General features: G+C 63.2%; 17 protein-coding genes, 37 tRNA genes and 1 pseudogene. 11 read left to right on the plus strand and 44 right to left on the minus strand.

From position 1 onward, the window contains the following. Nucleotides 1–100 precede the first annotated feature (100 nt). The gene (locus JWQ90_RS20530; RefSeq protein WP_299696893.1) at nucleotides 101–1,540 is read left to right on the plus strand and encodes an FAD-dependent oxidoreductase; all 1,440 of its coding nucleotides are present in this window, start codon (nucleotides 101–103) and stop codon (nucleotides 1,538–1,540) included. Nucleotides 1,541–1,648: 108 nt separating this feature from the next. Here the strand turns inward: JWQ90_RS20530 and JWQ90_RS20535 are convergent, their stop codons facing one another. Continuing rightward, nucleotides 1,649–1,780, minus strand: a complete 132-nt coding sequence (locus JWQ90_RS20535) for a hypothetical protein (protein ID WP_299696894.1) — start codon at nucleotides 1,778–1,780, stop codon at nucleotides 1,649–1,651. Between the two features lie 320 nt (nucleotides 1,781–2,100). Between JWQ90_RS20535 and JWQ90_RS20540 the strand changes: the two are divergent. Then, nucleotides 2,101–2,271: pseudogene (locus JWQ90_RS20540) on the plus strand (HepT-like ribonuclease domain-containing protein); the annotation flags it as partial. Here JWQ90_RS20540 and JWQ90_RS20545 read toward each other — a convergent pair. The 39 genes from JWQ90_RS20545 to JWQ90_RS20735 form a co-directional block, all read right to left on the minus strand. After that, nucleotides 2,252–2,638 carry a hypothetical protein gene (locus tag JWQ90_RS20545; protein ID WP_299696895.1) on the minus strand — a complete coding sequence of 129 codons (387 nt, stop codon included), beginning with the start codon at nucleotides 2,636–2,638 and terminating at the stop codon, nucleotides 2,252–2,254. The pseudogene JWQ90_RS20540 and the gene JWQ90_RS20545 overlap by 20 nt on opposite strands. A 301-nt stretch (nucleotides 2,639–2,939) precedes the next feature. After that, entirely contained in the window at nucleotides 2,940–3,509 is a 570-nt protein-coding gene (locus tag JWQ90_RS20550; protein WP_299696896.1) for an HNH endonuclease, read from the minus strand. A 97-nt stretch (nucleotides 3,510–3,606) separates the two neighbouring features. Beyond that, a tRNA-Tyr gene (locus JWQ90_RS20555) sits at nucleotides 3,607–3,690 on the minus strand. A gap of 13 nt (nucleotides 3,691–3,703) precedes the next feature. Then, a tRNA-Arg gene (locus JWQ90_RS20560) sits at nucleotides 3,704–3,781 on the minus strand. A 7-nt stretch (nucleotides 3,782–3,788) separates the two neighbouring features. After that, a tRNA-Ser gene (locus JWQ90_RS20565) sits at nucleotides 3,789–3,880 on the minus strand. 19 nt (nucleotides 3,881–3,899) lie between these two features. After that, a tRNA-Gln gene (locus JWQ90_RS20570) sits at nucleotides 3,900–3,983 on the minus strand. 13 nt (nucleotides 3,984–3,996) lie between these two features. Then, nucleotides 3,997–4,071 (minus strand) — tRNA-Arg (locus tag JWQ90_RS20575). 9 nt (nucleotides 4,072–4,080) lie between these two features. Continuing rightward, nucleotides 4,081–4,167: transfer RNA gene (locus JWQ90_RS20580), tRNA-Leu, on the minus strand. Between the two features lie 7 nt (nucleotides 4,168–4,174). Then, a tRNA-Leu gene (locus JWQ90_RS20585) sits at nucleotides 4,175–4,258 on the minus strand. 150 nt (nucleotides 4,259–4,408) lie between these two features. Continuing rightward, a tRNA-Lys gene (locus JWQ90_RS20590) sits at nucleotides 4,409–4,484 on the minus strand. Nucleotides 4,485–4,490: 6 nt separating this feature from the next. Then, a tRNA-Ala gene (locus JWQ90_RS20595) sits at nucleotides 4,491–4,566 on the minus strand. 6 nt (nucleotides 4,567–4,572) lie between these two features. Next, a tRNA-Met gene (locus tag JWQ90_RS20600) sits at nucleotides 4,573–4,649 on the minus strand. A gap of 166 nt (nucleotides 4,650–4,815) precedes the next feature. Continuing rightward, nucleotides 4,816–4,891, minus strand: a tRNA-Thr gene (locus tag JWQ90_RS20605). Between the two features lie 157 nt (nucleotides 4,892–5,048). After that, a tRNA-Thr gene (locus JWQ90_RS20610) sits at nucleotides 5,049–5,126 on the minus strand. An 8-nt stretch (nucleotides 5,127–5,134) separates the two neighbouring features. After that, nucleotides 5,135–5,210: transfer RNA gene (locus tag JWQ90_RS20615), tRNA-Thr, on the minus strand. A 109-nt stretch (nucleotides 5,211–5,319) separates the two neighbouring features. Beyond that, nucleotides 5,320–5,396, minus strand: a tRNA-Glu gene (locus JWQ90_RS20620). A 106-nt stretch (nucleotides 5,397–5,502) separates the two neighbouring features. After that, nucleotides 5,503–5,588, minus strand: a tRNA-Leu gene (locus JWQ90_RS20625). Between the two features lie 7 nt (nucleotides 5,589–5,595). Beyond that, nucleotides 5,596–5,671 (minus strand) — tRNA-Lys (locus JWQ90_RS20630). 20 nt (nucleotides 5,672–5,691) lie between these two features. Beyond that, nucleotides 5,692–5,766 (minus strand) — tRNA-His (locus JWQ90_RS20635). 21 nt (nucleotides 5,767–5,787) lie between these two features. Continuing rightward, nucleotides 5,788–5,862, minus strand: a tRNA-Ile gene (locus tag JWQ90_RS20640). 18 nt (nucleotides 5,863–5,880) lie between these two features. Then, nucleotides 5,881–5,956 (minus strand) — tRNA-Asp (locus JWQ90_RS20645). A 5-nt stretch (nucleotides 5,957–5,961) separates the two neighbouring features. Further along, a tRNA-Val gene (locus JWQ90_RS20650) sits at nucleotides 5,962–6,037 on the minus strand. Between the two features lie 6 nt (nucleotides 6,038–6,043). Continuing rightward, nucleotides 6,044–6,135, minus strand: a tRNA-Ser gene (locus JWQ90_RS20655). Nucleotides 6,136–6,146: 11 nt separating this feature from the next. Next, a tRNA-Ser gene (locus JWQ90_RS20660) sits at nucleotides 6,147–6,238 on the minus strand. A gap of 7 nt (nucleotides 6,239–6,245) precedes the next feature. Next, nucleotides 6,246–6,321 (minus strand) — tRNA-Val (locus JWQ90_RS20665). 13 nt (nucleotides 6,322–6,334) lie between these two features. Further along, nucleotides 6,335–6,409 (minus strand) — tRNA-Ala (locus JWQ90_RS20670). Between the two features lie 16 nt (nucleotides 6,410–6,425). Beyond that, a tRNA-Pro gene (locus JWQ90_RS20675) sits at nucleotides 6,426–6,504 on the minus strand. Between the two features lie 15 nt (nucleotides 6,505–6,519). After that, a tRNA-Pro gene (locus JWQ90_RS20680) sits at nucleotides 6,520–6,596 on the minus strand. Between the two features lie 12 nt (nucleotides 6,597–6,608). Next, nucleotides 6,609–6,712: transfer RNA gene (locus JWQ90_RS20685), tRNA-Ile, on the minus strand. A gap of 9 nt (nucleotides 6,713–6,721) precedes the next feature. Beyond that, nucleotides 6,722–6,797: transfer RNA gene (locus JWQ90_RS20690), tRNA-Phe, on the minus strand. A 9-nt stretch (nucleotides 6,798–6,806) separates the two neighbouring features. After that, nucleotides 6,807–6,880 (minus strand) — tRNA-Trp (locus tag JWQ90_RS20695). Nucleotides 6,881–7,032: 152 nt separating this feature from the next. Then, a tRNA-Cys gene (locus JWQ90_RS20700) sits at nucleotides 7,033–7,107 on the minus strand. Between the two features lie 6 nt (nucleotides 7,108–7,113). Next, nucleotides 7,114–7,188, minus strand: a tRNA-Gly gene (locus tag JWQ90_RS20705). Between the two features lie 7 nt (nucleotides 7,189–7,195). Continuing rightward, nucleotides 7,196–7,271 (minus strand) — tRNA-Gln (locus tag JWQ90_RS20710). Between the two features lie 8 nt (nucleotides 7,272–7,279). Continuing rightward, nucleotides 7,280–7,355 (minus strand) — tRNA-Arg (locus JWQ90_RS20715). A 5-nt stretch (nucleotides 7,356–7,360) separates the two neighbouring features. Further along, nucleotides 7,361–7,437: transfer RNA gene (locus tag JWQ90_RS20720), tRNA-Arg, on the minus strand. Nucleotides 7,438–7,456: 19 nt separating this feature from the next. Next, nucleotides 7,457–7,547: transfer RNA gene (locus tag JWQ90_RS20725), tRNA-Leu, on the minus strand. 26 nt (nucleotides 7,548–7,573) lie between these two features. Then, a tRNA-Asn gene (locus JWQ90_RS20730) sits at nucleotides 7,574–7,649 on the minus strand. A gap of 45 nt (nucleotides 7,650–7,694) precedes the next feature. After that, a tRNA-Gly gene (locus JWQ90_RS20735) sits at nucleotides 7,695–7,768 on the minus strand. A gap of 985 nt (nucleotides 7,769–8,753) precedes the next feature. On the opposite strand from JWQ90_RS20735, the gene JWQ90_RS20740 reads away from it, so the two are divergent. Continuing rightward, complete coding sequence (locus JWQ90_RS20740; RefSeq protein WP_299696897.1) at nucleotides 8,754–9,104, plus strand: helix-turn-helix domain-containing protein; 351 nt, start codon at nucleotides 8,754–8,756, stop codon at nucleotides 9,102–9,104. A 149-nt stretch (nucleotides 9,105–9,253) separates the two neighbouring features. Here the strand turns inward: JWQ90_RS20740 and JWQ90_RS20745 are convergent, their stop codons facing one another. The 3 genes from JWQ90_RS20745 to JWQ90_RS20755 form a co-directional block, all read right to left on the minus strand. Next, nucleotides 9,254–10,684, minus strand: coding sequence for a cation:proton antiporter (locus tag JWQ90_RS20745; RefSeq protein ID WP_299696898.1), 1,431 nt, complete (start codon nucleotides 10,682–10,684; stop codon nucleotides 9,254–9,256). Between the two features lie 20 nt (nucleotides 10,685–10,704). Next, nucleotides 10,705–11,877, minus strand: coding sequence for a phytanoyl-CoA dioxygenase family protein (locus JWQ90_RS20750; RefSeq protein WP_299696899.1), 1,173 nt, complete (start codon nucleotides 11,875–11,877; stop codon nucleotides 10,705–10,707). Between the two features lie 82 nt (nucleotides 11,878–11,959). Next, entirely contained in the window at nucleotides 11,960–12,250 is a 291-nt protein-coding gene (locus JWQ90_RS20755) for a hypothetical protein (protein WP_299696900.1), read from the minus strand. Nucleotides 12,251–12,558: 308 nt separating this feature from the next. On the opposite strand from JWQ90_RS20755, the gene JWQ90_RS20760 reads away from it, so the two are divergent. The 8 genes from JWQ90_RS20760 to JWQ90_RS20795 all read left to right on the plus strand — a co-directional run bounded on the left by JWQ90_RS20760 (nucleotide 12,559) and on the right by JWQ90_RS20795 (nucleotide 24,172). Beyond that, nucleotides 12,559–13,041 carry a type IV pilin protein gene (locus JWQ90_RS20760; protein WP_299696901.1) on the plus strand — a complete coding sequence of 161 codons (483 nt, stop codon included), beginning with the start codon at nucleotides 12,559–12,561 and terminating at the stop codon, nucleotides 13,039–13,041. A gap of 8 nt (nucleotides 13,042–13,049) precedes the next feature. Further along, nucleotides 13,050–13,652, plus strand: a complete 603-nt coding sequence (locus JWQ90_RS20765; protein ID WP_299696902.1) for a GspH/FimT family pseudopilin — start codon at nucleotides 13,050–13,052, stop codon at nucleotides 13,650–13,652. 2 nt (nucleotides 13,653–13,654) lie between these two features. Continuing rightward, on the plus strand, nucleotides 13,655–14,101 hold the full coding sequence (gene pilV / locus JWQ90_RS20770) for a type IV pilus modification protein PilV (protein ID WP_299696903.1): 447 nt from the start codon (nucleotides 13,655–13,657) through the stop codon (nucleotides 14,099–14,101). 87 nt (nucleotides 14,102–14,188) lie between these two features. Beyond that, nucleotides 14,189–15,250, plus strand: coding sequence for a PilW family protein (locus tag JWQ90_RS20775; RefSeq protein WP_299696904.1), 1,062 nt, complete (start codon nucleotides 14,189–14,191; stop codon nucleotides 15,248–15,250). Next, the gene (locus JWQ90_RS20780; protein ID WP_299696905.1) at nucleotides 15,244–15,864 is read left to right on the plus strand and encodes a hypothetical protein; all 621 of its coding nucleotides are present in this window, start codon (nucleotides 15,244–15,246) and stop codon (nucleotides 15,862–15,864) included. The genes JWQ90_RS20775 and JWQ90_RS20780 overlap by 7 nt, the downstream gene beginning before the upstream one ends. Before the next feature lie 14 nt (nucleotides 15,865–15,878). Beyond that, nucleotides 15,879–20,183, plus strand: a complete 4,305-nt coding sequence (locus JWQ90_RS20785) for a PilC/PilY family type IV pilus protein (RefSeq protein WP_299696906.1) — start codon at nucleotides 15,879–15,881, stop codon at nucleotides 20,181–20,183. Nucleotides 20,184–20,348: 165 nt separating this feature from the next. Further along, entirely contained in the window at nucleotides 20,349–23,381 is a 3,033-nt protein-coding gene (locus JWQ90_RS20790; protein WP_299696907.1) for a parallel beta-helix domain-containing protein, read from the plus strand. A gap of 149 nt (nucleotides 23,382–23,530) precedes the next feature. Next, complete coding sequence (locus tag JWQ90_RS20795; protein WP_299696908.1) at nucleotides 23,531–24,172, plus strand: DUF480 domain-containing protein; 642 nt, start codon at nucleotides 23,531–23,533, stop codon at nucleotides 24,170–24,172. A gap of 16 nt (nucleotides 24,173–24,188) precedes the next feature. Here JWQ90_RS20795 and JWQ90_RS20800 read toward each other — a convergent pair whose 3' ends face one another. Beyond that, on the minus strand, nucleotides 24,189–24,566 hold the full coding sequence (locus JWQ90_RS20800) for a YceK/YidQ family lipoprotein (RefSeq protein ID WP_299696909.1): 378 nt from the start codon (nucleotides 24,564–24,566) through the stop codon (nucleotides 24,189–24,191). Between the last annotated feature and the right edge of the window lie 170 nt (nucleotides 24,567–24,736).

Consider the following 24,736-nt stretch of genomic DNA (forward strand, 5'->3'; position numbering starts at 1 on the left):
GGAGTTGCTCTATCCGTCTCGCCCCCATCCCGGCCTTCCCCCGCACGCGGGGGAAGGAGACAGGCCAAGATTAACGACACCAAGCAGTACGGAGCCGTACATGGGTTACAAGAACGCCAACCAGTTTCTCGACGTGCCGCGGCAGGACCCGAAGAAGGCGCCGGTCGAAGTGCGCGTGCACGACTTCCGCGAAATCTACGGCCAGTTCCCGGTCGAGCAGGCCAAGTCACAGTCGGCCCGCTGCCTGGGTTGCGGCAATCCCTATTGCGAGTGGAAGTGCCCGGTGCACAACTACATTCCAAACTGGTTGAAGCTGCTCGAGGAAGGCAATCTGTTCCAGGCCGCCGAGCTGTCGCATGCGACCAACTCGCTGCCGGAAATGTGCGGCCGCGTCTGCCCTCAGGATAGGCTGTGCGAAGGCGCCTGCACGCTCAACGAGGGCTTCGGCGCGGTCGCCATCGGATCGATCGAAAAGTACATCACCGACGAGGCCTTCAAGAAGGGCTGGCGTCCGGACATGTCCAAGGTCAAGTGGACTAAAAAGAAGGTGGCGATCATCGGCGCCGGCCCAGCCGGCCTCGGCTGCGCCGACATCCTGGTGCGCAACGGCGTCAAGCCGATCGTGTTCGACAAGTACAAGCAGATCGGCGGCCTGCTGACCTACGGCATCCCGCCGTTCAAGCTGGAGAAAGACGTGGTGCAGCTGCGCCGCGAAGTCTTCGAAGGCATGGGCATCGAGTTCCAGCTCAATACCGAGATCGGCAAGGACATCGCGTTCGAAGATCTGCTGAAGGACTACGACGCCGTGTTCCTCGGCATGGGCACCTACAACTTCATGAAGGGCGGTTTCCCCGGCGAAACCCTGCCCGGCGTGTTCGACGCGCTGCCGTACCTGATCGCCAACGTCAACCGCGTGCTGACGCCGAACAACATCGAGCCCGCCGACATGGCCTTCGACGTCAAGGGTCAGCGTGTCGTCGTGCTCGGTGGCGGCGACACTGCGATGGACTGCAATCGCACCGCGATCCGCCAGCAGGCCGAGAGCGTGCACTGCGCGTATCGCCGCGACGAGGCCAACATGCCGGGCTCGCGCCGCGAAGTTGCCAACGCCAAGGAAGAAGGCGTGGAGTTTTTGTGGAACCGCCAGCCGGTCGAGATCGTCGGCGACGGCAAGGTCGAAGGCGTCAAGCTGGTCACCACCAAGCTCGGCGCGCCGGATGCCAAGGGCCGCCGTCGTCCCGAAGTAGTCGAAGGCTCCGAGGAAATCATTCCGGCGGATCGCGTCATCATCGCCTTCGGCTTCCGCCCGAGTCCGTCGTCGTGGTTCGACACGCACACGATCGACACGCACGAAGACGGTCGCGTGATCGTGCACGAAGGCCTCGGCAAAACCGCATTGCCCGGCAAGCACAAGTTCCAGACTGCGAACGCCAAGGTCTTCGCTGGCGGCGACATGGTCCGCGGCTCGGATCTGGTCGTCACCGCAGTGTTCGAAGGCCGCGAGGCCGCCGAAGGCATCCTGGATTATCTCGGCGTTTAACTTGTCCCCGTAGGTTGGGGTGAGCAACGCGAACCCCAACGTCGGCGCTAACGAATGTTGGGGTTCGCGTTGCTCACCCCAACCTACGCATGCCGATAACGCTGCGGCTCAGACGGCGGCTTTCTGCCCGAAGCCCATCAGCTTGAGCATCGGCGCGGTCGACACCGTGGTGATGATCGCCATGACCACCATCAGCGCGAACAGCGGTGGCGGGATCACGCCCAGGCCGCGCGTAGTCATCAGCGCCCCGAGCACGCCGGACAATTCAACCGCAATGGCCCGTTTTGTCCCCGATCCGAATCATGTGGCCGTCGAGATCGGCCCGGGAGTTGGTCGAGGGGGCCGGATATCCCATAATCGGAGACATGAAGCCTTCCGAGCACCTCCGCCATCACCGTGGATGTGCTGACGCCCAGCTCTTTGCCGGAGCACTTCAGGCAACAAGTGCTTCGCGACGCCCGCGCTGTATGACGGCGCCAGAGCGAGTGCGCGATTACCTGTTCCATATCCTGGAAGCCATCGACCGCGTCGGCGAATAGACCTGCAAGCTCGACGAAGCCGGGTTCCTACAAAGCAGGCTGGTGCAGGATGCTGTCATTCGCAATATCGAAATCATTGGCGAAGCCTGCAACAACATTCGCAAGCGCGATCCGGCCTTTGCGGAAGCGCACGCCGACGTGCCCTCCTGGGGCTTCGCCATTGGCAGCGGCGTCAGCCTTTGGCAGACCTGAGAGGAGGGACCGGCCTGGGCCGTGGTTTGGCCGCCGCTGGTGCCGACGGAGGCAAGGACTGAGGAGATTCGGGGGCTTGCGCGGCTCGTGCGATTTTCAGCGCAGGGATGAGTGGAACAGGGGTGATGAGGCCGACCTCGATCCTCAGGACGTCAAGAATCGCCCATTCAGGGGGTTTCCTTGTCAGCGGCGCCCCCTTTTTCTCCTCGGAGAACCACCCCTGAATTGTATTGATCTGGAAATTGGTGCGCCGTGCGATGACTTCTTGTGCGTCGCGTCGCGAGAGGCCGCTGTCGATCAGCACCTGTAGGATTTCGAATATCGCATCCCGGCGCGCGGCAATTGACCAGCCTGCTGTTGTACTCATGGTCACGATTGTGCCGTCTTTTGCTGTACCGCGCTACAGTTGCCGACTCCTAGGCTTTACATGGCCACCCCCCAACGGAGATCGCGGATTGGCTGAAGGCGGCACAGCAGGCCGCGGGGACACGATCGTCTATGAGGAGCACATCTTGTCAACGCGGGCTGCAGCGACTGGAACCATCGATCGCATTCCTGCGGCATGCTCTTCACAAAGGAAAGGGTTGCGGTGCTCGCAGTGCTGATGCATCAGGCGGTTTGATCCCCGAACAAGAAAAGCCCCGCACTTGGCGGGGCAATCCCATCGACTACGACAGCTTCTTCCCTTTCGCGGCGAAGCTCTCCAACCATGATTGCTGGCAGGCAGTTATTCGGCGACCCGAAGCGATAAGCAACAAATATGCAGCAGGGTCTGGAACGAAAGGAACCGCCAAAAGCGACATCGAAGTTTCGGAGAGCAGCCTGTCATTTTTGGCTGTATTGCATGGTTTGCATGCCGTAGCAGCATTGGTCCATGACGTCTCGCCACCACGACTTTTCGGAATGACGTGGTCCATCGTAAGTTTCGATGCGGGGTAGCGTTCGCCACAGTACAGACATACGCCGTCTCGCTGAAACAAAGCGCGGTTGGTCAACGGCGGCGGGGCTCGCTTCATGTAGCGTCCCGACTTGTCGGGCACAGCGATGATTGACGAGATCGATACGCTCGAGCGAAGACCGTCACCACGCACCCCACCAGTAAACGTGAAGCGGGTATCTCCAGCCTCCCAACGGACTCGCTCACGCGAGTACAGCACAGCTGCAGTCTGCCAAGTGATCCAGCCCACAGGCAGGCCGGATATGTCGAGCTTCAATATGGTGGGTTGCATGGTGGTCATCTTTTCAGCGCATCGAAGCGGTCCTCCTCTGAGGTATGGATAGGTGAGACCTTTGGTTGTCTTGTCACGCAGCAGTGCCGCCGCAGCTACAACGTAATGGTGGTCCGTGATGGATTCGAACCATCGTGGCCTTCGCTCCAGATTTACAGGCTGGCGTCTTCATCCTCTCGACCAACGGACCGTAATCGTAAATATGGTGCTCTCGATCAGATTCGAACTGATGGCAATCGGCTTAGAAGGCCGAAACTCTATCCAGGCTGAGTTACGAGAGCTTAGGGGTGGTGGAAAATAAGGGATTCGAACCCTTGTGACTGCTTGCGCAATCCATCTGCTTTCGAAACAGCGCCGATTGTCCACTCTGGCAATTTTCCAAAATCATTGCTTTAAATCTGGCTTTCTCCCCAGGACTCGAACCCGGAATGTTTCCATACCTCGGGATCAAAGCCCGGTGCCCTACCATTAGGCGAAGAGAAAATTAAAACGTGATTGGAGCCCTCGACCAGACTTGAACTGGCAACCTGGCCCTTAGGACGAGCCTGCTCTATCGTTGAGCTACGAAGGCGATAAATAATGGTGCCCATGGCCGGCTTCGAACCGACAAAGCCTTGCGGCCGAGGGATTTTAAGTTCCTTGCGTCTACCAGTTTCACCACACGGGCATTGAGTTGGTGCCGAGAACGGGACTCGAACCCGCATGTCGTGAGACGTCTATGTTTGAAATAGGTGTGTATACCATTCCACCATCTCGGCGAATTTAGCCGGGTTCCTTCCCTGCCCCTTCTGTCGCGGGACAAGGAAAGCTCAGAGCCGGTGTGAGACCCAGACCTCTCAGCGCTGCCGGAGATCGACGCGGGCACGCTTGCACGCTACGCGCGGGCTTGCGGACAGACTGCAAACGACTGGTGCACCGAGAGGGGCTCGAACCCCCGACCAAGAAGTTAAAAGCTTCCTGCTCTTCCAGCTGAGCTACCGGTGCGATGATTGGTGGAATCGAAGGGAATCGAACCCTCTGCCTCCGTGGTGCGAGCACGGCGCTCTCCCAGATGAGCTACGACCCCGAACGGTGGTGGTGAAGGTGGGCATCGAACCCACGACCTCGAAGTTATGAGCCCCGCGCTCTAGCCAGCTGAGCTACGTCACCGAATAGAATTGGTCGGAGCGACAGGCGTTTGAATTGAATCCAGCAGTGCGCGCGATCGCGCTGAAGATGGCGGACAACGGAGGGCACGAACCCCTATCAGCTGCTAGGCCGATCCATCCGGTTTCAAACCGGTGCCCGCCCAGACTGGCGAGTTCATCATCCAAATTGGCGCCCGCATCCGGTCTCGAACCGAACGCCTGCTGCTTACGAAGCAGCCGCTCTACCAGATGAGCTATACGGGCAAATAGGTGGAAGCCAATCCGATACGCCGGCCCCGCAGCGTTTTCATTTATGCAGCTCAGACTCTCCCGGCTGACCAGGGAAAATTGACCCACATCTTCCGACATCGGACTGTCGGGTTGGAGAGACGCGCCGGCATCCCCGACTACGCTTCCTATCTGGAGCCGCCAGGGTGGAATCGAACCCCCGACCTCAACTTTACAAAGGTTGCGCTACTTCCAACTGAGCTATGGCGGCGATGAAGATGGTGCCTAGAAAGGGGGTCGAACCCTTGACCTCACCCTTACCAAGGGTGTGCTCTACCAGCTGAGCTATCTGGGCGAAACAATGATGGTGAACGAGACGGGGCACGATCCCGCAATGAGATTGCTCTCTCCAGGGTGAAGGCCTGGCCGCTTTGTCCGTATTTGCATACCCGTTCGGAGCTGATTGGCAGATCGTATGGGATTTGAACCCATGTCTCTTCATTGAGAATGAAGTGTCCTAAGCCGGCTAGACGAATGATCTACTGGTTAAATGGTAGCGCGGTGCCGAGTTCGAACAGCGCTTGACGCTCGGATTATGAGCCCGGCGTGGCAACCTACCTCCCCGCATAGAAATCGATACAACTCATTGGTGCGCTCGGAGGGGGTCGAACCCTCAATGCATTTCTGCTCCACCTCCTCAAGATGGCGCGTTTACCAGTTTCGCCACGAGCGCGTTGTGATGGTGGGCATGGTCAGATTCGAACTGACGGCATCCTGATTAAGAGTCAGGAACTCTACCAACTGAGTTACATACCCGATGAATGATGCAGCAATATTGGGGTGACCGACGGGGGTCGAACCCGCGTGGACAAGATTCACAATCTTGGACATAACCGTTCTGCCACGGCCACCATAGAAACTGTTTTACCAATTGGTGGTTCTGGGCGAACTCGGACCGCCGACCCTGCGCTTATCAAGCACACGCTCTACCACTGAGCTACAGAACCGAAACTTTCACATGCATTTGGCGCCTCATACGAGATTCGAACTCGTGACTTCTCGCTAGACAGGCGAGCACTCTGGCCGCTGAGTTAATGAGGCAATGGTGGTGCGTCTTACTCGGCTCGAACGAGTGACCTGTTCCATGTCATGGAACTGCTCTACCAACTGAGCTAGAGACGCGAAACTTGGAGGATTGTTAGGGATTCGAACCCTAGTGACTTCTTACGAAATCCATCTCGGTAGCAGTGAGCGCCAATAGTCCACTCTGGCAACAATCCATGACTTTGACTGGCGGATAGAACAGGGCTCGAACCTGTAAATCGTCTTGCGACGAACACCTCGTTTCCAACGAGAGCCTTTAACCATTTCGGGCATCTATCCGAATGAATGGTGGTCATTGCAAGGTTCGAACTTGCGACATCCGTCTTGTAAGGGCGGCGCTCTACCAGCCGAGCTAAACGACCGGTGCAGCTTGATTGGTGGAACCTATCGGCATCGAACCGATGACCTGATGCTTGCAAAGCACCCGCTCTTCCAAGTGAGCTAAGTCCCCAGTGAAACTTAAAGTTGGTCGGGGTGACAGGATTCGAACCTGCGGAACCTCCTGCTCCCGAAGCAGGCGCTCTACCAAGCTGAGCTACACCCCGATTTGATACTGAAATTGGTCAGCAGTGCAGGCTTCGAACCCGCGACCCCCGAGGCCCAGGCTCGGTGCTCTACCAGGCTGAGCTAATTGCTGATTGAAATTGATTGGTGCTCGCGGCAGGCCTCGAACCCGCATCGTCCGCTAATCTGGCGGCGCCCTTTCGGGGGGAGAATATAAGTCTCCGGCTCTACCAATTGAGCTACGCGAGCAATCGAAAATGGTGGCCGAGATTGGGATCGAACCAATGACGCTCGCGCCTTCAACGCGACGCTCTACCAACTGAGCTACAGGGCCGTAAATGGGTGGCGGGGGTGCAGGGAGTCGAACCCTGGCTTGCGGTTTTGGAGACCGCCGAACTACCGAAATTCTTCACCCCCACAGATTCGACTTTCGTCTAACAAACTCCGTTTTGCATGCATGTCCGCGGGCCGGTTGGTTTGTGCCCAGCGTTTAACGTCCGACCTTTCGTGGCCGATGCGGAGCATGTTTCCGTGCGTGGACATCAGCCACGCATCTGATGACTTCAATGTGGAGGTCGAACGCGGAATCGAACCGCGATAGAGCTGCTTTGCAGACAGCCGCATAACCACTCTGCCATTCGACCACTGCCTGGAGCAGGAAACGGGGATCGAACCCGCGACTTCGCCCTTGGCAAGGTCGCGCTCTACCGCTGAGCTATTCCTGCAAAACTTTGGATGAGGAGGCTGGGCTCGAACCAGCGACATTCAGATTCAGAATCTGACGATCTACCAACTGATCTACTCCTCAATTAAAGCTGGTGCCCTTGGCGCGGATCGAACGCGCGACCTGACGCTTCGGAGGCGTCCGCTCTATCCGCTGAGCTACAAAGGCTTGTTTGGTGCGCTCGGAGGGACTCGGACCCCCAACCTCCAGATTCGTAATCTGGAACTCTATCCAATTGAGCTACGAGCGCGATGTATCTGTGAAGCAATTGGTGCGAGGTGAGAGCATCGAACTCTCATGAGCTTTTTATCGCTCGTCACGCTCTGAACGTGATGTGTCTGCCAGTTTCACCAACCTCGCGTTTTAACCATTTGCAGCTTGAATATTGGCTCCGGCAGGTGGGTTCGAACCACCGACGATCTGATTAACAGTCAGGCACTCTACCAACTGAGCTATACCGGAACAGGAAACTAATTACCGTTATTGTTCTATAGCGGTTTTACGTTTTGGAGCGGGATATGGGGATCGAACCCATGTACGCAACTTGGAAGGATGCTGGCTAACCATTTGCCCAATCCCGCGTTGAAATGCCATTCGGAATGCATGGCGATTCGCTCGCATTCCGTATGACACTTGCAGACAACATCACCCCGTTCACGGCCCTTCATCCGTGTCGTCCCGGTTTTTGCAGAGGTCGCGACCTCACGCCGGGGTGCATTCGTTCGACAGACCTCCTTTAAAAGGACAGGCACCGGGTGCCCACCGAATACGGTCCGCTCGCCGAAGTCACTCGGATCACGATCTCTCGATCCCGCGACCTTTTACTGCGATCGCAGGGCGGTATTCGTCCGTCATGGCCCGGTTCGCACCGCGCCATCAAGACAACCAAATTGTTAATGAGCAGTTCGTGTGGCAACGAGTCCACATCGCGCGTCTTGTCTCGATCACATCGCATTTCAGCCAAGCACCTGGTTTTGGCCAAGCCGCTCCCTGGCCGACCTTTTCGGGGTCAGCGACGTCTGTGCGTAGTTTTCGCCGAGGTAAACAGAAAAACCCCCGGTAAACCTTTGCAGGCCTACCGGGGGTTCCGTGATCTGGAATCCCAGAACCTGTGTGGTTCGGTAGGTCTTTGCGACCCACCCCTCACAGGTGATGATCGCGAATTACGTTTTGAAGCTATCCCCTCTGAAGCTATTTCCTGGCTGCTTAGCCGTGCGCAAATAACCTGATTCAATCGGGGACCACGAGCACAGCACTGCCGTCCGGCTATCGCCGGTGGCTAGTGCTAATGTTTGATGCGATATACGCATTTCAGTGCTCACAGTTAGATGGGTACAGCTAAATTGGTTGGAGCCTTTGCCCCACTGAGCGAACTGTATCGCAATACAGCTGGAACAATCAAGGGCAAATGTGAAATGAATTTCAAGTACCTCTGCGCACACACATCAAGCATGATTTTTTAACGCTTCGACGCATGCCGAAGAGTGCATTGCGGCACGCGGATTTGTCTCGTCGGGAACATCGTGAGGCGGTGGTTCGCCTGCGCGCCAAACAAGGAGAAAAACCATGACGGTTTCTCTGGATACGATGCTGAATGAGTTTGACCCTGCGGCGCGGGCGCGCATCGCAGATCGCACGCGCGATTTGATCGCGGAGGAACTCACCCTGCGCGATCTGCGCCAGGCACACGAGTTGACGCAGGAACGCATGGCGGAGCTGCTGGGCGTCAAGCAGGAAAACGTCTCGCGCATGGAGCGCCGCACCGATTTGCTGCTATCCACGCTCGCCAGCTATGTCGAGGCGATGGGCGGCCACTTGAAGCTGATTGCGGAATTCCCCAACGGCAGCCCGTTGTCATCCGGGCGCTCGCCGACATCGACGGCGAGTCCGTACCGCCTACGCCGCGCCGGCCGATGAGCGCCGCGGTACGAGCAGCTTCAACCCAAGGAACGGATGGTGATGGTGGTGTTCGAAGGCCGTGAGACCGCCGAAGGCATTTTGGACTATTTGGGCGTCTGAGCAACGACTGTTGGGGTTCGCTGCGCTCACCCCAACCTCGGTACGGGTTATATCGCGGCTTTCTGCCCGAAGCCCATCAGCTTGAGCATCGGCGCGGTCGACACCGTGGTGATGATCGCCATCGCGACCATCAGCGCGAACAGCGGTGGCGGGATCACGCCCAGCTGCAGTCCGACGTTGAGCACGATCAGCTCGACCAGGCCGCGCGTATTCATCAACGCACCCAGCGCGCCGGAATCGCGTTTGCTCAGGCCGCTCATGCGCGCGGCGACATAGGTGCCGCCGAACTTGCCGACGGTCGCGACCAGCAGGATCACGCCCAGGCTCAGCCAGGATTCGTAGCCGCTCACCTGGTCGAAGCGCGTATTCATGCCGGTGAATGCGAAGAATGCCGGCAGCAGGAACACCGTGACCACCGGTTCGAGCTGGCGCATGAAGGTGCGCGCCAGCACGCTGTCGTGAGGCAGCACGGCGCCGAGCATGAACGCGCCGAACAGCGCATGGATGCCGATCGCCTCAGCGGCCAGCGCCGATATCGCCAGTGCCAGAAATACGAACGCGGTGGCGGCGCGAGGCAAGGGTTCGCTGTCCCAGAGTTTCACCAGCCGCCGCAGCAGTGGCCGCACCAGCGCCAGCATCACGGCGGCATAGACCAGCGTGCTGCCGATGACTTTGAGCCCGGCGCCGACCTGCGCCTGCACGATGCCGATGATGACGGCCAGCAGGCACCAGGCGGTGACGTCGTTGGCCGCCGCGCAGCCCAGCGCCAGCGTGCCGAGTTCGGTTTTCTCCAGGCCTCGGTCTTTGAGGATTCGCGCGAGCACCGGGAACGCGGTGATCGACACCGCGACACCCATGAACAGCGCGAAACTGGTGAACGGCACGCCGCTGGTGGCGAAGCGCGGATACAGATACAGCGCCAGCAGCGCGCCCATCACGAACGGCACGACGATGCTGGCCTGCGACACCGTCACCGCGGTGTGCACGCGCTCCTTCAGCAGGCCGCCGTTGAGTTCGAGCCCGATGATGAACATGTACAGGATCACGCCGATTTGAGCGACGATGTTCAACTGCGGCGCGATGGCCGGCGGCAGGATCAGAGCCGAGATTTCCGGACCGATCAGCGACGGCCCGAGCAGGATGCCGGCGATGACTTCGCCGATCACCGGCGGCTGGCCGATCGCGATGCAGACGCGGCCGAGCACTGCCCCGGTCAGCAGCACGGCGGCCAGCGCCAGCAGCACGCGGAACAGCACGTCCGAATGCGCCAGCGTGCCACCGGCCAGCACTGAGGCTCCCGGCAACGCCGGCAGCGTCTCGCCGTAAACGCGGATTGCCAGGAAAGCCAGCAGAGCGACGAGCAGCAGCAGGCCGTAGATCCCCAGTGTTCGCAGCGAGCGTTTCGCGCTCGCCGCGCGCGTGGCTGCGGCCGGTACCAGGCTGCGATCTTCGGCAGCCACGGCAGCGATTTCGCTCAAGGCCCTGGCTCCTGGCGGCGCTAGGCCGCGACGCTTTCGATCGGCGCCGCTGCCGCCGGTGCGCGCAGCTCCGGGAACGGATCGACCAGCTTGTTGATGCCGGTCGCGTCCTGCCCGCGCAGCAGCACAGCGCCCCAGTTCTTCAGGTCGAACTCTTCCTGCAGATAGAACACCTGGTGCTTCATTTCATCGTCGTAGATCTTCACTTCCGGCTGAATCGTGCGGAACGCCATGCCCCAGCGGCGGCGATCGGTGGTGGTGTTCGGCGGCGAGCCGTGGATACAGCGCTCGCTGAAGATGATGAACTGGCCGGCTTTCATCGGCATGTCGACGACGATGTCCGGCGTGATGTCGATGTCGAGCTTGATGCGCGCCTTGGCAAAGCCTTCGGCGTCCTTGCCGCCGATGCGCATCGTGTGCACGCGGCGATGTGTGCCTTTCAAAAACTGCATGCAGCCGTTGGCGATGTCGACATCGTCGAACGCGACCCAGGTGGTGAGCTGAAACAGCGGGTCGCGATTCTTCGGATACAGCGTCGCCTTGTAGCCTTCTTCCGACAGATAGGTGCTGGCCTGGTGCCAGGTGACTTCCGGTGCGCCCGGATTCTTCAGGAACAGCTGCGAACGCCATAGCAGGAGATTGGGGCCCAACAGTTGGGCAAGGCGCTCGGTCCATTCCGGGCGCTGCAGCAGTTTCCACACGGTCGGGCAATCCAGATGGCGATCGCGGCCGGTCAGGAAGCCATAGGTTTTCGACGGTTGATCGAGTTCTTTCCACACGCTTTCACGCAGCACTGCCATTTCTTCCGGCGAGCACAGCGTAAAGGGGCCGAGGAAGCCGTTGTCGTAAAAACTCTTGATCTGCGCCTCGCTGAGCTTCCAGCGGCCGTCGACATCGGTCAGCGGCTTGAAACTCGGTGGATTGGGCATATGGCAGGGCTGGTCCATGTAGGCGCGGCCGCCGAACGACAGCAGGTAGACGCGCAGCATTTCCCAGTCCCAGGACGCGGCAAACTTGCGCATCGCGCCGGGCACGATCGGCGCCAAAAACGGCAGCGCCTTGACTACCGCCACCGCCAGCATCAGCAGCCAGGTCAGCGAGCGCCTGAGGAACGCGCTGGCGCGTATCCATTCGCGCATATTGGCGCGCTGGCGCATGCGGATGACGCTCAGATTTTCAGCAATCGCGGTCATGATCCATCTCCCTGGCAGAGTGTGGCGGCCACGAGCCGCTGTTCGACTCGCGGCCCATACAAAAAAGCAAACAAATAAAGATTTAACGGTCGGGTTGTGCGAGCGCGAGGCCCGGTTTCTGTTTCGGCGGCTCGGGCTTGAGCCCGGCGGCGATCAGCAAGCTGATCATCAGCACGCCGCTCGGCACTGCCGCCGCCCAGGCCGAGGCCCAGTACGAATAGCCGCATAGCCAGCCGAGTGGTCCGCCGAGCAGCAAGCCGGCCAGCACGCCGGCGGCGCTGCCCTGCATCAGGCTGATCGGCAGAATCAGCGGAAGGTCCTTCCACAGACGAGCCTGCGAACCCGAGCTGTTCGGGTGATCGATGGTTTCCACGCTTGCCCCCTTTTTCCGGCATCTTGAATGCCGGCAGCGTTTCCCTGCGGAAACGATTTCCCTGATCGGATTCCCTGCTCGGAGCATCGCAAAAAAGATGCCCGGGTGCCACCGAGGCCTGCGGCGCCGGCAAAAAGAGGTGACTCGCACCTCGGCTTGGGCCAGCTGCGCCGTTCGACGGCGCTTCATGCCCGACTGTCGCCGATGCGCTCGGCTTCGCTCGAGTACGGCCGCTATCCCCGTTGCAGCCTGAATCACCCGCATTCCGGGCGCACAGATCAGGCAGTGGCCGCAAGACGAGGTCGAACATGGGTACGCCGGAACACCAGGGGCGCTACAAAAGCCGGCAAGGGCGCTGCGGCCGTAGCGGTCACCGGAGCCGCGGTTTCACGCTGGTGGAGCTGATGGTGACCGTGGTCATCATCACGATCCTGGCATCGCTGGCGCTGTCGAGCTACGCCGCTTACGCCACTCGCGGGCGTATCCCCGAGGCCACCGCCAACCTGGCGGTCAAGCAGGTGCAGCTGGAGCAGTTCTACCAGGACAACCGGATCTATACCGGGGCGCCCGCCTGCGACAACGACAGTGCCACCAGCAAGTACTTCACCTTCAGCTGCTCGGTGCTGACCGACACCGCCTACACCCTGCTGGCGACCGGCCGCGGGCCGATGCTGGGCTTTAGCTACACCGTCACCCAGGACAGCAGCCGCGCCACTGCCGCGGTACCCAGCGGATGGTCGCTGCCTTCGCCGAACAGCTGCTGGGTTACCCGGCAGGGTGGCGTATGTTGAGTCCGCCAATGCTGAGCCCGATATCCCAGCTGGGCCTGACCCTGCTCGAACTGATGATCGCGCTGGCGATCGCCGCATTTCTGATGGCGATGGCCGTCCCGAGTTTCAGCGACTGGATCGCCGCCGCCCGCATCCGTACCTCGGCCGAGGCCTTGCTGGCGGGCGCCCAGCTGGCGCGCGCGGAGGCGGTCAAGCGCAATGCCCTGGTCCGTTTCCAGCTCACCTCCACCGCCGACGCCAGCTGCGCCTTGTCGGCGTCCGGCAACAACTGGGTGATCAGCCTGGACGATCCCTCGGCGGCCTGCGGCGCGACGCCGTCCAGCACCGCGGCGCCGAGAATCATCCAGGCCCGGTCCGGCAACGAAGGCACGTCGAACGTCACCGTGGCGGGGCTCGCCGGCACATCGGCTGCCAGCCTGGTGCGCTTCAACGGCCTGGGGCAGCTGGTCGCCCCGGCGAACGGCTTCAGCGTGCAGGTGAGCCTGCCCGCGTCCGGCAGCTGCCGTGCGGCGGGCGGCGATCTGCGCTGCCTGCAGGTGCGGGTCAGCGCGTCCGGCCAGGTGAAGATGTGCGACCCGGCGCTGTCGGTCAGCGATCCGGAAGGCTGCTGAGCATGCGCGGCGGAAGAAAGGGCGGGCGGCATGCGGCGGGCTTTTCGCTGCTGGAATGCCTGTTCTCGCTGCTGATCTTCAGCGTCGGCATTCTCGCGCTGGTGCAGCTGCAGGCGCGGGCGATGTCGCAGTCGCGCGAGGCCAGGTACCGGGTCGACGCGAGCACGCTGGCCAGCCAGATGCTCGGTGAGATGTGGGTGTCCGACCGCAGCGCCTCGGCGTTGAACGCGCGCTTCGGCAGTGCCGCTTCCGGTAGCGGCTATGCGGCCTGGCTGACGTCGGTGTCCTCGACCCTGCCCGGCGTGACGTCGTATCCGCCGACCGTGACCGTGGCCAGCGGCGGCGCGCTGGCCGGCAGCACGGTCACGATCCAGATCTACTGGAAAGCGCCGACCGAGAAGGCCGCGGCCGCGGCGCATCGCTACACCGTCACCACGCAGATCATCTAGGCGTTCATGCACCCGCCCCGCATCAGCGATTCGCGCCAGCATGTAGGTTGGGGTGAGCGCAGCGAACCCCAACAGGTGTCCGCGCCGATGTTGGGGTTCGCTGCGCTCACCCCAACCTACTCAGCTCGCCACTCCGGCTTCAGCATCGTCGAGGTGCTGATCGGCCTCGCCATCGGCATGATTTCGCTGCTGATGATCGTGCGTATCGTGCTCGGCTCCGAGGGTGATCGCCGTACCACCACCGGCTCCGCCGACGCGCAGAACAACGGGGCGCTGGCGCTGTACCTGCTGCAGCGGGACATCCGCCAGGCCGGTTACGGCATCAGCAGCACGCGCCTGCTGGCCTGCAGCCTGACGCTGCGCAGCGGCGTGAGCCTGGCCGCGCTGGCGCCGGTGATCGTCAATCCTGCGGGAGTGCCGGCAGGCGATGCCAATACCGATACCGTGCTGATCGTGTTCGGCAGCGCGGCCGGCTCGCCCGAAGGCACCAGCGTGATCCAGCAGCCGGCTCAGACCCAATACACCGTCACCACGCCGACCGTATTCAGGGTCAACGACCGCGTCGTCGCGGCGCTGCCGACCCGCCCCGCGAGCTGCAGCCTGAGCCTGGACAGCGTCACCGCGGCGACTTCGAGCCCGCCGGTGGTCACGGTGGCCACCGGGCTCGCGGCGATGAGCTCGGGTACGGTCTTCAACCTCGGCGCGTCGCCGGTGGTGCGCGCCTATGCGGTGCGCGGCGCGACGCTGACCAGCTGCGACCTGATGCTGAGCGACTGCCTGAATGCCGCGAACGTCGCCGACCGCAGTATCTGGGTACCGATCGCGGACGACATCGTCAGCCTGCGCGCGCAGTACGGCCGCGACACCAGCACGCCGATGGACGCGATCGTCGACGCCTACGACCAGGCTTCGCCGACCACCGCCTGCGGCTGGGCGCGCACGCTGGCGGCGCGTTTCGCGCTGGTGGCACGCAGCCCGCAGCGCGAAAAGACGCAGGTGACCGGCACTGCGCCGGCCTGGGTCGGCAGCACGGCTGCCGCGATCAACCTGAGCGCCGCTGCGGATTGGCAGCACTATCGCTACCAGGTGTTCCAGACCACGACGCCGGCGCGGAACATGAGCTGGCTGGGAGTACAGCCCGGATGCTGACGCGGCCCGCCAGTATCGCGCCGCCGCGGCTGCCGTCGTCGCAGGCCGGCATGGTGCTGTTCTTCGCGCTGGTGGTGCTGGTGCTGATGATGCTGGCCGCGATCGCGCTGATGCGCTCGACGCTGACCACCAACCTGGTGGCCGGCAACCTGGTGCTGCAGCAGGCGGCGACGGTGTCGGCGGACCGCGGCGTCGAGACCGCAGTCAGCTGGCTGGAGAGCAACAACGCCGGCACCGCGCTGCATACCAGCAAGATCGCGGCGACCGATCCGGTGCGCTATGCCGCGCTGCGCCAGGACCCGGGGGCAGCGCAGTCCTGGGACGACTTCTGGACTGCGGCTCTGGTCCCCGCCGGGCTGGTCAACAGCCTGGCGGCGGATGCGGCCGGCATCAGTGTCTCGTATGTGATACAGCGGCTGTGCAATGCCCAGGGCGACCCCGCCGCCGGCAGCGGCTGCGAGCTGTCGCCGAGCAGCGTGTCCGCGTCCAACAGCAGCAAGGGCGCCGGCGTCGTCGGCCTGTCGGCGAGCGGCCAAGTCTATTACCGCATCACGGCCCGAGCCACCGGGCCGCGCAACACGGTCAGCTTCGTCCAGACCATCGTGGCGATGTAGCAGGCGAGCACGACATGGATATCCCCAACGGCAGGATCGCAAGGCTGCTGCCGATACTCGGCCTGCTGCTGTGCACGAGCGCGCCGCGCGCGGCGCCCACCGACATCAGCTCATCGCCGCTGGTCACGTCCTCGACCGCTGCGGTCCTGCCGAACCTGCAGTTCATTCTCGACGACTCCGGCAGCATGCTGTTCGACTACCTGCCGGACTACGTCAGCGACTACAACCTCTACACCGGCGACGCCAGCGGCAGCACGCAGAACATGTGCCGCGCCAGCGACGGCGGCTACGACGTCAACTGCTGCCGCAACTCCAACGGCGATCAGCGCGGCGTCAGCGCCTGTTTCTACGACCAGGACAGCGAGTCCACCAGCAGCAGCCCGTTCGGCAGCTGGCGTGCGCATCCGCCGTTCATGAGCAACGAATTCAACGCCGTCTACTACAACCCGGCGATCCTCTATACGCCGCCGAAGAAAGCCGACGGCAGCAGCTACGCCAGCCAGACCGACCCGGCCGCGGTGAAGCAGGACGCCTACGGCATCCAGGGCACGCGCACCATCAATCTGAACACGCAGTTCCCGGACATCGCCTGGTGCGCCGGCTTCGATTGCAGCACCGACTGCCTGCGCAACGGCAACTACAACCTGCCGGGCGTGGTCAACGGCAAGGCCTACACACGCTTCTGCCCGGTCACCGCCAGTGGCAGCGGCAAGCGGGTCGACGGGCCGCTGGATAGCCCCGTGATCAGCACCGTGAACTTCGGGCCCTACTACTACCGCATCGAAGCGGGCGAATACTGCACGACCGCCGACCTGCAGAGCTGCAGTGTGCAGACCGTGGCCAGCACCAGCTATCCGTACGCGGCACCGGTGCGCTGGTGCAACTCCGCGGCCAACGCCGCCGCGGCGGTGCCCGCCAGCGGCAGTTGCGAGGCGGTCTACACCAGCAGCTACCGATACGCGCGTTATCCGGGCAAGTTCTACGTGCCGGGCAGCGCGGCGATTCCGGGCGTTGCGGCGCAGGCCGCGGTGCCCGCCACGGCCAGCTTTACGCTGACGCTGACCAATTGCTCCAGCATCAAGGGACGTGCGCGCATCACCGCGATCCAGGTCAACGGCGGCGCCAATCTGCTGACCGCGGCGACGCCCTACGAGACCGCTGCAACCACGCTGGCCGCCGACGTGATCAACCTGTTCCAGTCCAGTGCCTACATTGCTGGCCGCAGCAGCGCGACGGTCACGCTGACCCAGACGGTCGCCAGCAACCAGACCGATATCGTCACCGTCACGCGCAACACCGCCGCCGGCTCCAGCAGCAACCAGTGCACGATCTCGCTGACACCGGCGACGCCGCGCTTCAGCGGCTACGTCGCGGCGGTGGCCGCGGTGGCCCCGGTGCCGGCCGTCGCCGCGCTGTATCCCGGCCGATTCGTGCGTACCGACATCATCGCCTCGGTCAGCAGCTATCTCAAGGCGGCGACGCGTACTGACTGCGCCGGCACGACCTGCAGCTACAGCGAGGAGATCAGCAATTTCTCCAACTGGTGGACGTATTACCGCACGCGCATGCAGATGGCAAAATCATCCGCCAGCCTGGCGTTCTCACCGATCGACGACAAATACCGCGTCGGCTACGCGCAGCTCAACAGCGACCCGGCGGCGCTGAATGTCGCGACCTATAACTCCACGCAGAAAACCGCGTGGTACGCCAAGCTGCTGGCCGCCAGTCCCAGCGGCGGAACGCCGTTGCAGAGGGCGCTGTCGCGTGCCGGCCGCACGTTTGCCGGCAAGCGCGGCAGCGTCGTCGGCGGCGCCGACCCGGTGCAGTATTCCTGCCAGCAGAACTTCGCGATCCTGACCACCGATGGCTACTGGAACGGCACGCCCGAAGCCAAGAAGATCGACGGCACCACCGACGTCGGCGACGCCGACGGCAGCCTGTCGCCGCCGATGCTGGGCAGCGGTACCTCCAACACGCTGGCCGACATCGCCGCCTATTACTACAACACCGATATCCGCAGCAGCGACTACGCCAACTGCAGCGGCGCGCTGGGCGCGGGCGTCGACGTCTGCCCGAACATCGTGCCGGTCACTGCCCAGGACGCCGCCAGCAACCAGCACATGACGACTTTCACCGTCGGCCTGGGTATCCCCGGCTTCATGCAGTACACGGCCGACTACGAGGCCGCCACCAGCGGCGACTACTACAGCGTGAAGAACCAGACGGCCGCCAATCCGGCCGCCGGCGTCTGCTCCTGGCAGAGCACCGGCGCCTGCATCTGGCCGACGCCGAGCGCCGACTCGCAGGCCAACATCGACGATCTCTGGCATGCCGCGGTCAATGGCCATGGCCGCTACTACAGCGCCGGCAATCCGGCGGCGCTGCGCTCCGGCCTGGCCGATGCGCTGTCCGGCATCGCGGTGCGCACCGGCGCTTCCGCCGCCGCGACCGCAAGCAATCCCAACGTCGTCTCCGGCGACAACTTCATCTTCAGCTCCACCTTCGAGTCGGTGAACTGGACCGGCGAGCTGACGCGCCAGACCATCGACATCGGCACCGGCGCGGTGTCCAGCAGCTTCGACTGGCATGCCCGGGACGCGCTGGACAGCAACAGCGCGCGCACGATCTATCTGTTCGACGGCTCGGCATCGGCGGCCGCCAGCAAGCTGCGGAGTTTCAGCTGGAGCCTGCTAGGCGCCACCGAGCAGGCGTATTTCCTGTCGCCGGCGATCGACAGCCTGACCCAGCTCTGCACCAGCGGCAGCAACTGCCTGTCCGGCAGCGTGCGCACCGCGGCCGGCGGCAGCAATCTGGTGGAGTATCTGCGCGGTGATCGCAGCCTCGAAGGCGACATCTTCGACGGCAGCATGCCGTTCCGGAGCCGCGAGCACCTGCTCGGCGACATCGTCGATTCCGAGCCGGTCTACGTGAAGAAGCCGATCTTCAGCTACGCCGACGCCGGTTACGACAGCTTCAAGTCCGGTAATGCAGCGCGCACCGCCACCGTCTATGTCGCCGCCAACGACGGCATGCTGCACGCGTTCAGCGCCGACACCGGCACCGAGCTGTGGGCCTACATTCCGACCGCGCTGCTGCCCCGGCTGTACAAGCTCGCCGACAAGAACTACTCGACGCGCCACGAGTATTTCGCCGACGGAACACCGATCGTCGGCGACGTGTATTTCGGCGGTGCCTGGCACACCATCCTGGTGGCGGGGCTCAATGCCGGCGGCCGCAGCTATTACGCGCTGGACATCACCGACCCGGCCAGCCCGAAAGCGCTGTGGGAATTCACCGACACCAATCTCGGCCTGAGCTTCGGCAAGCCCGAGATCACCAAGCTCAAGGACGGCAGCTGGGTGGTGCTCGCCACCTCGGGCTACAACAACCTCAGCCCCGGCGACGGCAAGGGTTATCTGTTCGTGCTCAACGCGGCGACCGGCGCCAAGATCCGCGAGATCGGCACCGGCGTCGGTACCACCACTACGCCCAGCGGCCTGGCCCAGATCCGCGCCTGGTCCGACAACGGCGAGTACGACAACACTTCGCAGCGCGTTTACGGCGGCGATCTCTACGGCAAGCTGTGGCGCTTCGATATCAACGGCGATGTCGGCGCCAGCGGCTACGACGCGCAGCTGCTGGCCACGCTGAGCAAGGACGCGGTTGCGCAGCCGATCACCTCGCGGCCGCAGCTGGGCAATGTCGGCGGCTATGCGATGGTCTACATCGGCACCGGCAGTTATCTGGGTGCAAGCGACCTGAGCAACGTTTCGGTCCAATCGCTCTATGCGATCAAGGACACGCTGGGCAGCACCAGCTACGCCAGTACCCGCGACGCCAACTTCGTGCAGCAGACCCTGGTCAGCGGCAGCTGCCCGAGCGGATCGGCGATCTGCAGCGCCGGCCAGCCGATCCGCACCAACAGCGACCTCAGCGTGAACCTGGCGATCAAGAACGGCTGGTACATCGACCTGCCGGCCAGCGGCGAGCGCTCGACCACCGATGCCGACCTGCAGCTCGGCACGCTGGCGCTGACCACCAACATCCCCAACTCGGATGCCTGCAGCGTCGGCGGCAGCAGTTACATCAACTTCTTCGACTATCGCAACGGCGGCTCGGTCACCACCGCCGGCGGCGTCAGCAGCGTGCAGATCGGCAGCGCGATCTCGACGCGGCCGGTGCTGGTCAAACTGCCCAACAACAAAGTGCTGAGCCTGGTGCGACTGTCCGACGGCACCACGGTGGTGGCGCCGACGCCGGTTGCGAGCATCGCCGGCACGACCCGGCGGCTGTCGTGGCGGCAGCTGGGTACGCAATAGCGGCAGTGTGAGTCGGGCTTTAGCCCGACATTCCCCTTGGACGCGGTTGCTGTTGGCCGGCGCCGCCGCGTGCACTTATGTCTTCCGGCACAGGGATGCGCCCAGCGGCAGCGGATAGACTGGGCGGCAGCCCGGTATGCCGGAACCGCTTTGAAGGGGAAGAACATGGTGCTACCAGGGATGGTGGCGGCTGCGCGCCGCGATATCGGCTGTGCCGCGATGGCTCTGAGCTTGCTGATGCTGGCCGCCTGCGGCTCCTCCTCGCCCGACGGCGACATCAGTGGCGGCAATGAACCCGCCGCCGAAACCGGCCGGCATTTCTTCATCAAGCCCGGCGCAAGCGCCACCAGCGACATGATCGCGGCGATGATTCAGGCCGCACCCGGCGATCTGATCGAGTTCGACTGCGGCTACTTCGAGCTGACGTCGTCGCTGCAGCTCAGCCACACCGAAGACGTGCGCATCAAGGGATGCGGCCGTGAGAAGACCGTGCTCAGTTTCAAGACCAACAACGCGCCCGAGGGCATCCTCGCGGTCAGCGTGCGCGGCATCACCATCGAAGACCTGAGCGTGGTCGACACCGCCGGCAACGGCATCGAGCTGCGCGGTGTCGACCACGCGACGCTGAGCCGCGTGCGCGCGATGTGGTCCTCGGGCGGCGGCCGCGCCAGCGCTGATCCGATCAACGCCAGCAACTACGCGGCCAAGCTCACGGTGCCCTGCACCGACCCGGCGACCGCCAATCCCGACGCGCCGGAGAACAAGCTGCTCGGCGTGCTGGCCGACACCCGCTCGCCGGATTACACCGTCAGCAAGCTGTCCGGCCGCTACGGCATCTACCCGGTGTCCAGCCAGAACGTGCTGATCGAGGACAGTGAATCCATCGGCGCGTCCGACGCTGGCATCTACGTTGGCCAGACCAACACCGCGATCATCCGTCGCAGCCGCAGTGCCTACAACGTATTCGGCTTCGAGATCGAGAACGTGCAGGGCGGCGAATACGCCGACAACCTCGCCGAGTGCAACACCGGCGGCTTCCTGATCTACGACACCGACGGTCTGCGCCAGTACGGCGGCCGTTCGCGCATGCACGGCAATACCGCGCGCATGAACAACACCTACAACTTCACCTCGGGCGGCATCGTCGGCAACGTGCCCGCGGGCAGCGGCATGCTCACACTGGCCTACGACCAGATCGATATTTTCGACAACGAATTCCGTGATAACGACACCGGCGGCATCATCCACATCAGCTACGAGATTTTCCCCGAGGGTGCGGACCGGCCGGCCGAGCACCGCATCGACTGGTACACCGAGGGCCTGCACATCTGGCACAACCGCTTCGTCAACAACGGCAATCATCTGCCGCTGCCGACGGTGCAGAACCTGATCGCGCAGGACGTCGCCAAGTTTCTGCCGGCGATCGTCGGGCTGAAGAACCAGACCGCGTGCCTGCTGCCGGCCAATTTGGCGCAGTGCCTGTCGGCCGGCGCGGTCAATTTTCGCGGTGCGCACATCCTCTGGGACGGCCTGCTCGACCGCTATGCGAAAGACTGCGCGTATCCGCTCGACGCCAACGGCGAGCCGGTGCCGATGGACGCGCGCGGCAAGCCGGTGCTGACCAATGAAGTGCCGGACCCGAGCTGCCACTACAACGCCTACAAGTTCGACACCATGGCCATGGATGCACCGCGCAAGCTGCCGGACTGGTATTCGTGCATCGACGAGGACAACGACTTCAGCAGCGACAGCCTCACGTTCTCCAACTTCCACGGCACCAAGGGCCTGGAGCTGATCGTCGAGAGCAGGCTCGATCTGACCACGCTCGCACAGTTCCCGGCCAGCCTCGACCTCACGCCGCATCGCTGCAAGGCGCAGTACGGACGCAATCTCGATCCGTTGCCGGCCGTGGTGATTCCGCCGTTCGTGCGCAGCGGCGACTACGACCCGGCACCGACAGCGGAGCAGGTCGAGCAGCTGTGCAAGGCCAAGATCGCCGACGGCGCGGTCAACTTCGACGCGGCCAAGGTCAACTGTCCGACGCTCGATCAATATCATCTGTTCGACGACGAGCAGGACCCGACCAGCACGCCGCGCGGCGGCGGCCTGCCCTATGCGCTGAACACGAAATTGTTCAGCGACTACGCGGTGAAATACCGCGTCGCCTACCTGCCGCCGGGTACTACCGCGGTGTATCGCGACTCGTCCGGCAACGGCATCAACGCCGCGCTGACTTTCCCCGCCGGCACCATCATCGCCAAGACTTTCGCGTTCGCCGACGAAGCCGCCGGCACCGAGACGCCGGTGGAAACGCGGCTGCTGATCAAGCGCGTGTCGAGCAAGGGCGTCGCGCGCTGGGACGGCCTGCCTTATGTGTGGTCCACCGATGCGAGCACCGGCAAGCGCGCCGCCAAGCTGACGCTGGGCGGCGCGGTCACGTCGGCGCACTGGGATCACACCGACATCGATTCCGGCATCCGTCATGCCGGCTCGACCAGCGCGTACCTGGTGCCGCATGCCAACCAGTGCCTGAGCTGTCACTCGAACGAGGACAACGAGCCCGGCGCGGCGCCGATCGGCCCGAAAGTGCGCTTCATGAACCGGCCCTATGCGTCGGAGAGCAAGCGCGTTACCGGCCAGAGCCGCCACGAGGTCGCCGGCAAGAACCAGCTCGCGTACTGGTGCGGCCATGGGTTGATCGCCGGCTGCCCGGCCGATCTCGGTGTCGATGACATGCGCCAGGTCGCGGCCAAGCTCGAACGCATTCCGACGTTCAACAAGCCCGGCGATTCCGGCTTTGCGGCGAACTCGCCGCAGGATATCGAGGCGCGTGCGCGCGCCTGGCTCGAAGTCAACTGCCAGCACTGCCACAACGTGAGCGGCTTCGCCGCGAGCACCGGTTTTTATCTGGACTCGCTGCGCAAGGTCGACACCACTTACGGCATCTGCAAGAGCCCGACCGCGAGCGGCCAGGAAGGCAGCGGCGGCCGCACTTACGACATCCATCCGGCCCAGGTCGCCGACTCGGTGCTCGCGTTCCGTATCGGGCCGGAGGCGACCACGCCGGCTGCGCGCATGCCGCCGCTGGCGCGCAGCGTCGTCGACGAGGAGGGCCGTGCGCTGATCGAGCAGTGGATCGGCAGCGTAATCACAGCCGACGAGGCGAAATATCCGGGCTCGACCAGCTGTGAGAATTGATTCCGCACCGGTAGGAGCGGGTCATACCCGCGACTGAGGCCTTCAAGAGCACGGTCGCGGATATGACCCGCTCCTACGGTCGATGCGATGACCTGAGGCCGCGCAAAGCGTTAGCATTCGCGCCCGCGTTTTCGATGAGTGTGCGTTCCATGTCCGATTTGCTGCTGAGCCTCAACGAGGCCCGCGTGCTGGCCTCGCTTTTCGAAAAGTCCGTGATCACGCCGCAGTACTACCCGATGACGCAGAACGCGACGATGCTGGCGGCGAACCAGAAGAACTCGCGCAGCCCGGTGATGAGCCTCACCGAAGGCGACACCGGCGCCGCGCTGATCGCGCTGGAAATGCAGCGGCTGGTCAAGCGCGACGAGAGCAGCCCGCGCGCGGTGAAATGGCGCCAGCAGTTCCAGCACCAGATGCTGCTCAAGCCCGCCGGCGTCGCCGTGCTGGCGACGCTGATGCTGCGCGGCCCGCAGACCTTGGCCGAGCTGCGCGCCAATGCGAGCGTGCTCAACGGCCCTGCCGACATCGACGGCGTGCAGGCCGCGCTGGACGATCTGGCCGACCGTGCGCAGCCGCTGGTCAAGCTGCTGCCGCGCGCCAGCGGACAGTCGACAGTGCGGTATGCGCACCTGCTTTGCGGTGAGGCTGCGATTCCGGTGATGGCGGATGCGCCGGCCGCGTCTTCATCCTCTAGCGGCGGCTCGTCGAACGCGACCCTGATCGCTCAGCTGGTCGAGCGAATCGAGGCGCTGGAGGCGCGTGTGGTCGAGTTGGAGAAGCTGGTTTCCTAGCGCGCCGCGCAGTGGCCTAGAAGCTACCTAACGGGGTAACTACTGAGCTAGTGGCCACCGAAGACGTGGCCGAGCAGAGCAGCAGCTCGCTGAAGCAGGCGACCGCATTGCCGAAAATGGTGCTGAGCGCCACCGAGGCGGTATCCAGCACCAGCAAACCGGTGTCGGCCGCCAGGCTCAGCGGCAGATCGAGCACCGGATGCTCCGGGGGCTTCATCCCGTAATACTCGTAGCGATCGAGCGAGTCTTCGTTGCCGGTCAGCGAAGCCAGGTTGAGCTGGGTGCCGGCATAGGCAACCGGCGCCTTGCTGCGATCGTGCGTGACAACTTGCCCGGTTGCGCAGGCCGTCGAGGCCAGGCACATCAGTACGGTGGCAAACGGCGTGCGGCTCATGTCGTGCTCCCAGAGATGCTGGCGCGATCATAACGCGGTACCACGTAGGTTAACGTGAAAGAGACCTGATTTAGGGCGCAGAGGTCCCTGGCCTTTTGAGGCCATGGGAAGCGGGGTGGAGATCAGGGTGCTGCGGGGATCAGGCCGTACTGAGTGAGGGCCTTGATCCA

Origin of the sequence: Hydrocarboniphaga sp. (assembly GCF_028291725.1) — a bacterium.
GTDB lineage: Bacteria > Pseudomonadota > Gammaproteobacteria > Nevskiales > Nevskiaceae > Hydrocarboniphaga.

Coding starts and splice junctions, on each gene's coding strand:
- JWQ90_RS20785 (WP_299696906.1), top strand. CDS start 15,879: ATGGATATCCCCAACGGCAGGATCGCAAGGCTGCTGCCGATACTCGGC.
- JWQ90_RS20765 (WP_299696902.1), top strand. CDS start 13,050: ATGCTGAGCCCGATATCCCAGCTGGGCCTGACCCTGCTCGAACTGATG.
- JWQ90_RS20790 (WP_299696907.1), top strand. CDS start 20,349: ATGGTGCTACCAGGGATGGTGGCGGCTGCGCGCCGCGATATCGGCTGT.
- JWQ90_RS20795 (WP_299696908.1), top strand. CDS start 23,531: ATGTCCGATTTGCTGCTGAGCCTCAACGAGGCCCGCGTGCTGGCCTCG.
- JWQ90_RS20545 (WP_299696895.1), bottom strand. CDS start 2,638: ATGAGTACAACAGCAGGCTGGTCAATTGCCGCGCGCCGGGATGCGATA.
- JWQ90_RS20800 (WP_299696909.1), bottom strand. CDS start 24,566: ATGAGCCGCACGCCGTTTGCCACCGTACTGATGTGCCTGGCCTCGACG.
- JWQ90_RS20775 (WP_299696904.1), top strand. CDS start 14,189: ATGTTGGGGTTCGCTGCGCTCACCCCAACCTACTCAGCTCGCCACTCC.
- pilV (WP_299696903.1), top strand. CDS start 13,655: ATGCGCGGCGGAAGAAAGGGCGGGCGGCATGCGGCGGGCTTTTCGCTG.
- JWQ90_RS20535 (WP_299696894.1), bottom strand. CDS start 1,780: ATGACTACGCGCGGCCTGGGCGTGATCCCGCCACCGCTGTTCGCGCTG.
- JWQ90_RS20780 (WP_299696905.1), top strand. CDS start 15,244: ATGCTGACGCGGCCCGCCAGTATCGCGCCGCCGCGGCTGCCGTCGTCG.
- JWQ90_RS20550 (WP_299696896.1), bottom strand. CDS start 3,509: ATGACCACCATGCAACCCACCATATTGAAGCTCGACATATCCGGCCTG.
- JWQ90_RS20740 (WP_299696897.1), top strand. CDS start 8,754: ATGACGGTTTCTCTGGATACGATGCTGAATGAGTTTGACCCTGCGGCG.
- JWQ90_RS20530 (WP_299696893.1), top strand. CDS start 101: ATGGGTTACAAGAACGCCAACCAGTTTCTCGACGTGCCGCGGCAGGAC.
- JWQ90_RS20760 (WP_299696901.1), top strand. CDS start 12,559: ATGGGTACGCCGGAACACCAGGGGCGCTACAAAAGCCGGCAAGGGCGC.
- JWQ90_RS20750 (WP_299696899.1), bottom strand. CDS start 11,877: ATGACCGCGATTGCTGAAAATCTGAGCGTCATCCGCATGCGCCAGCGC.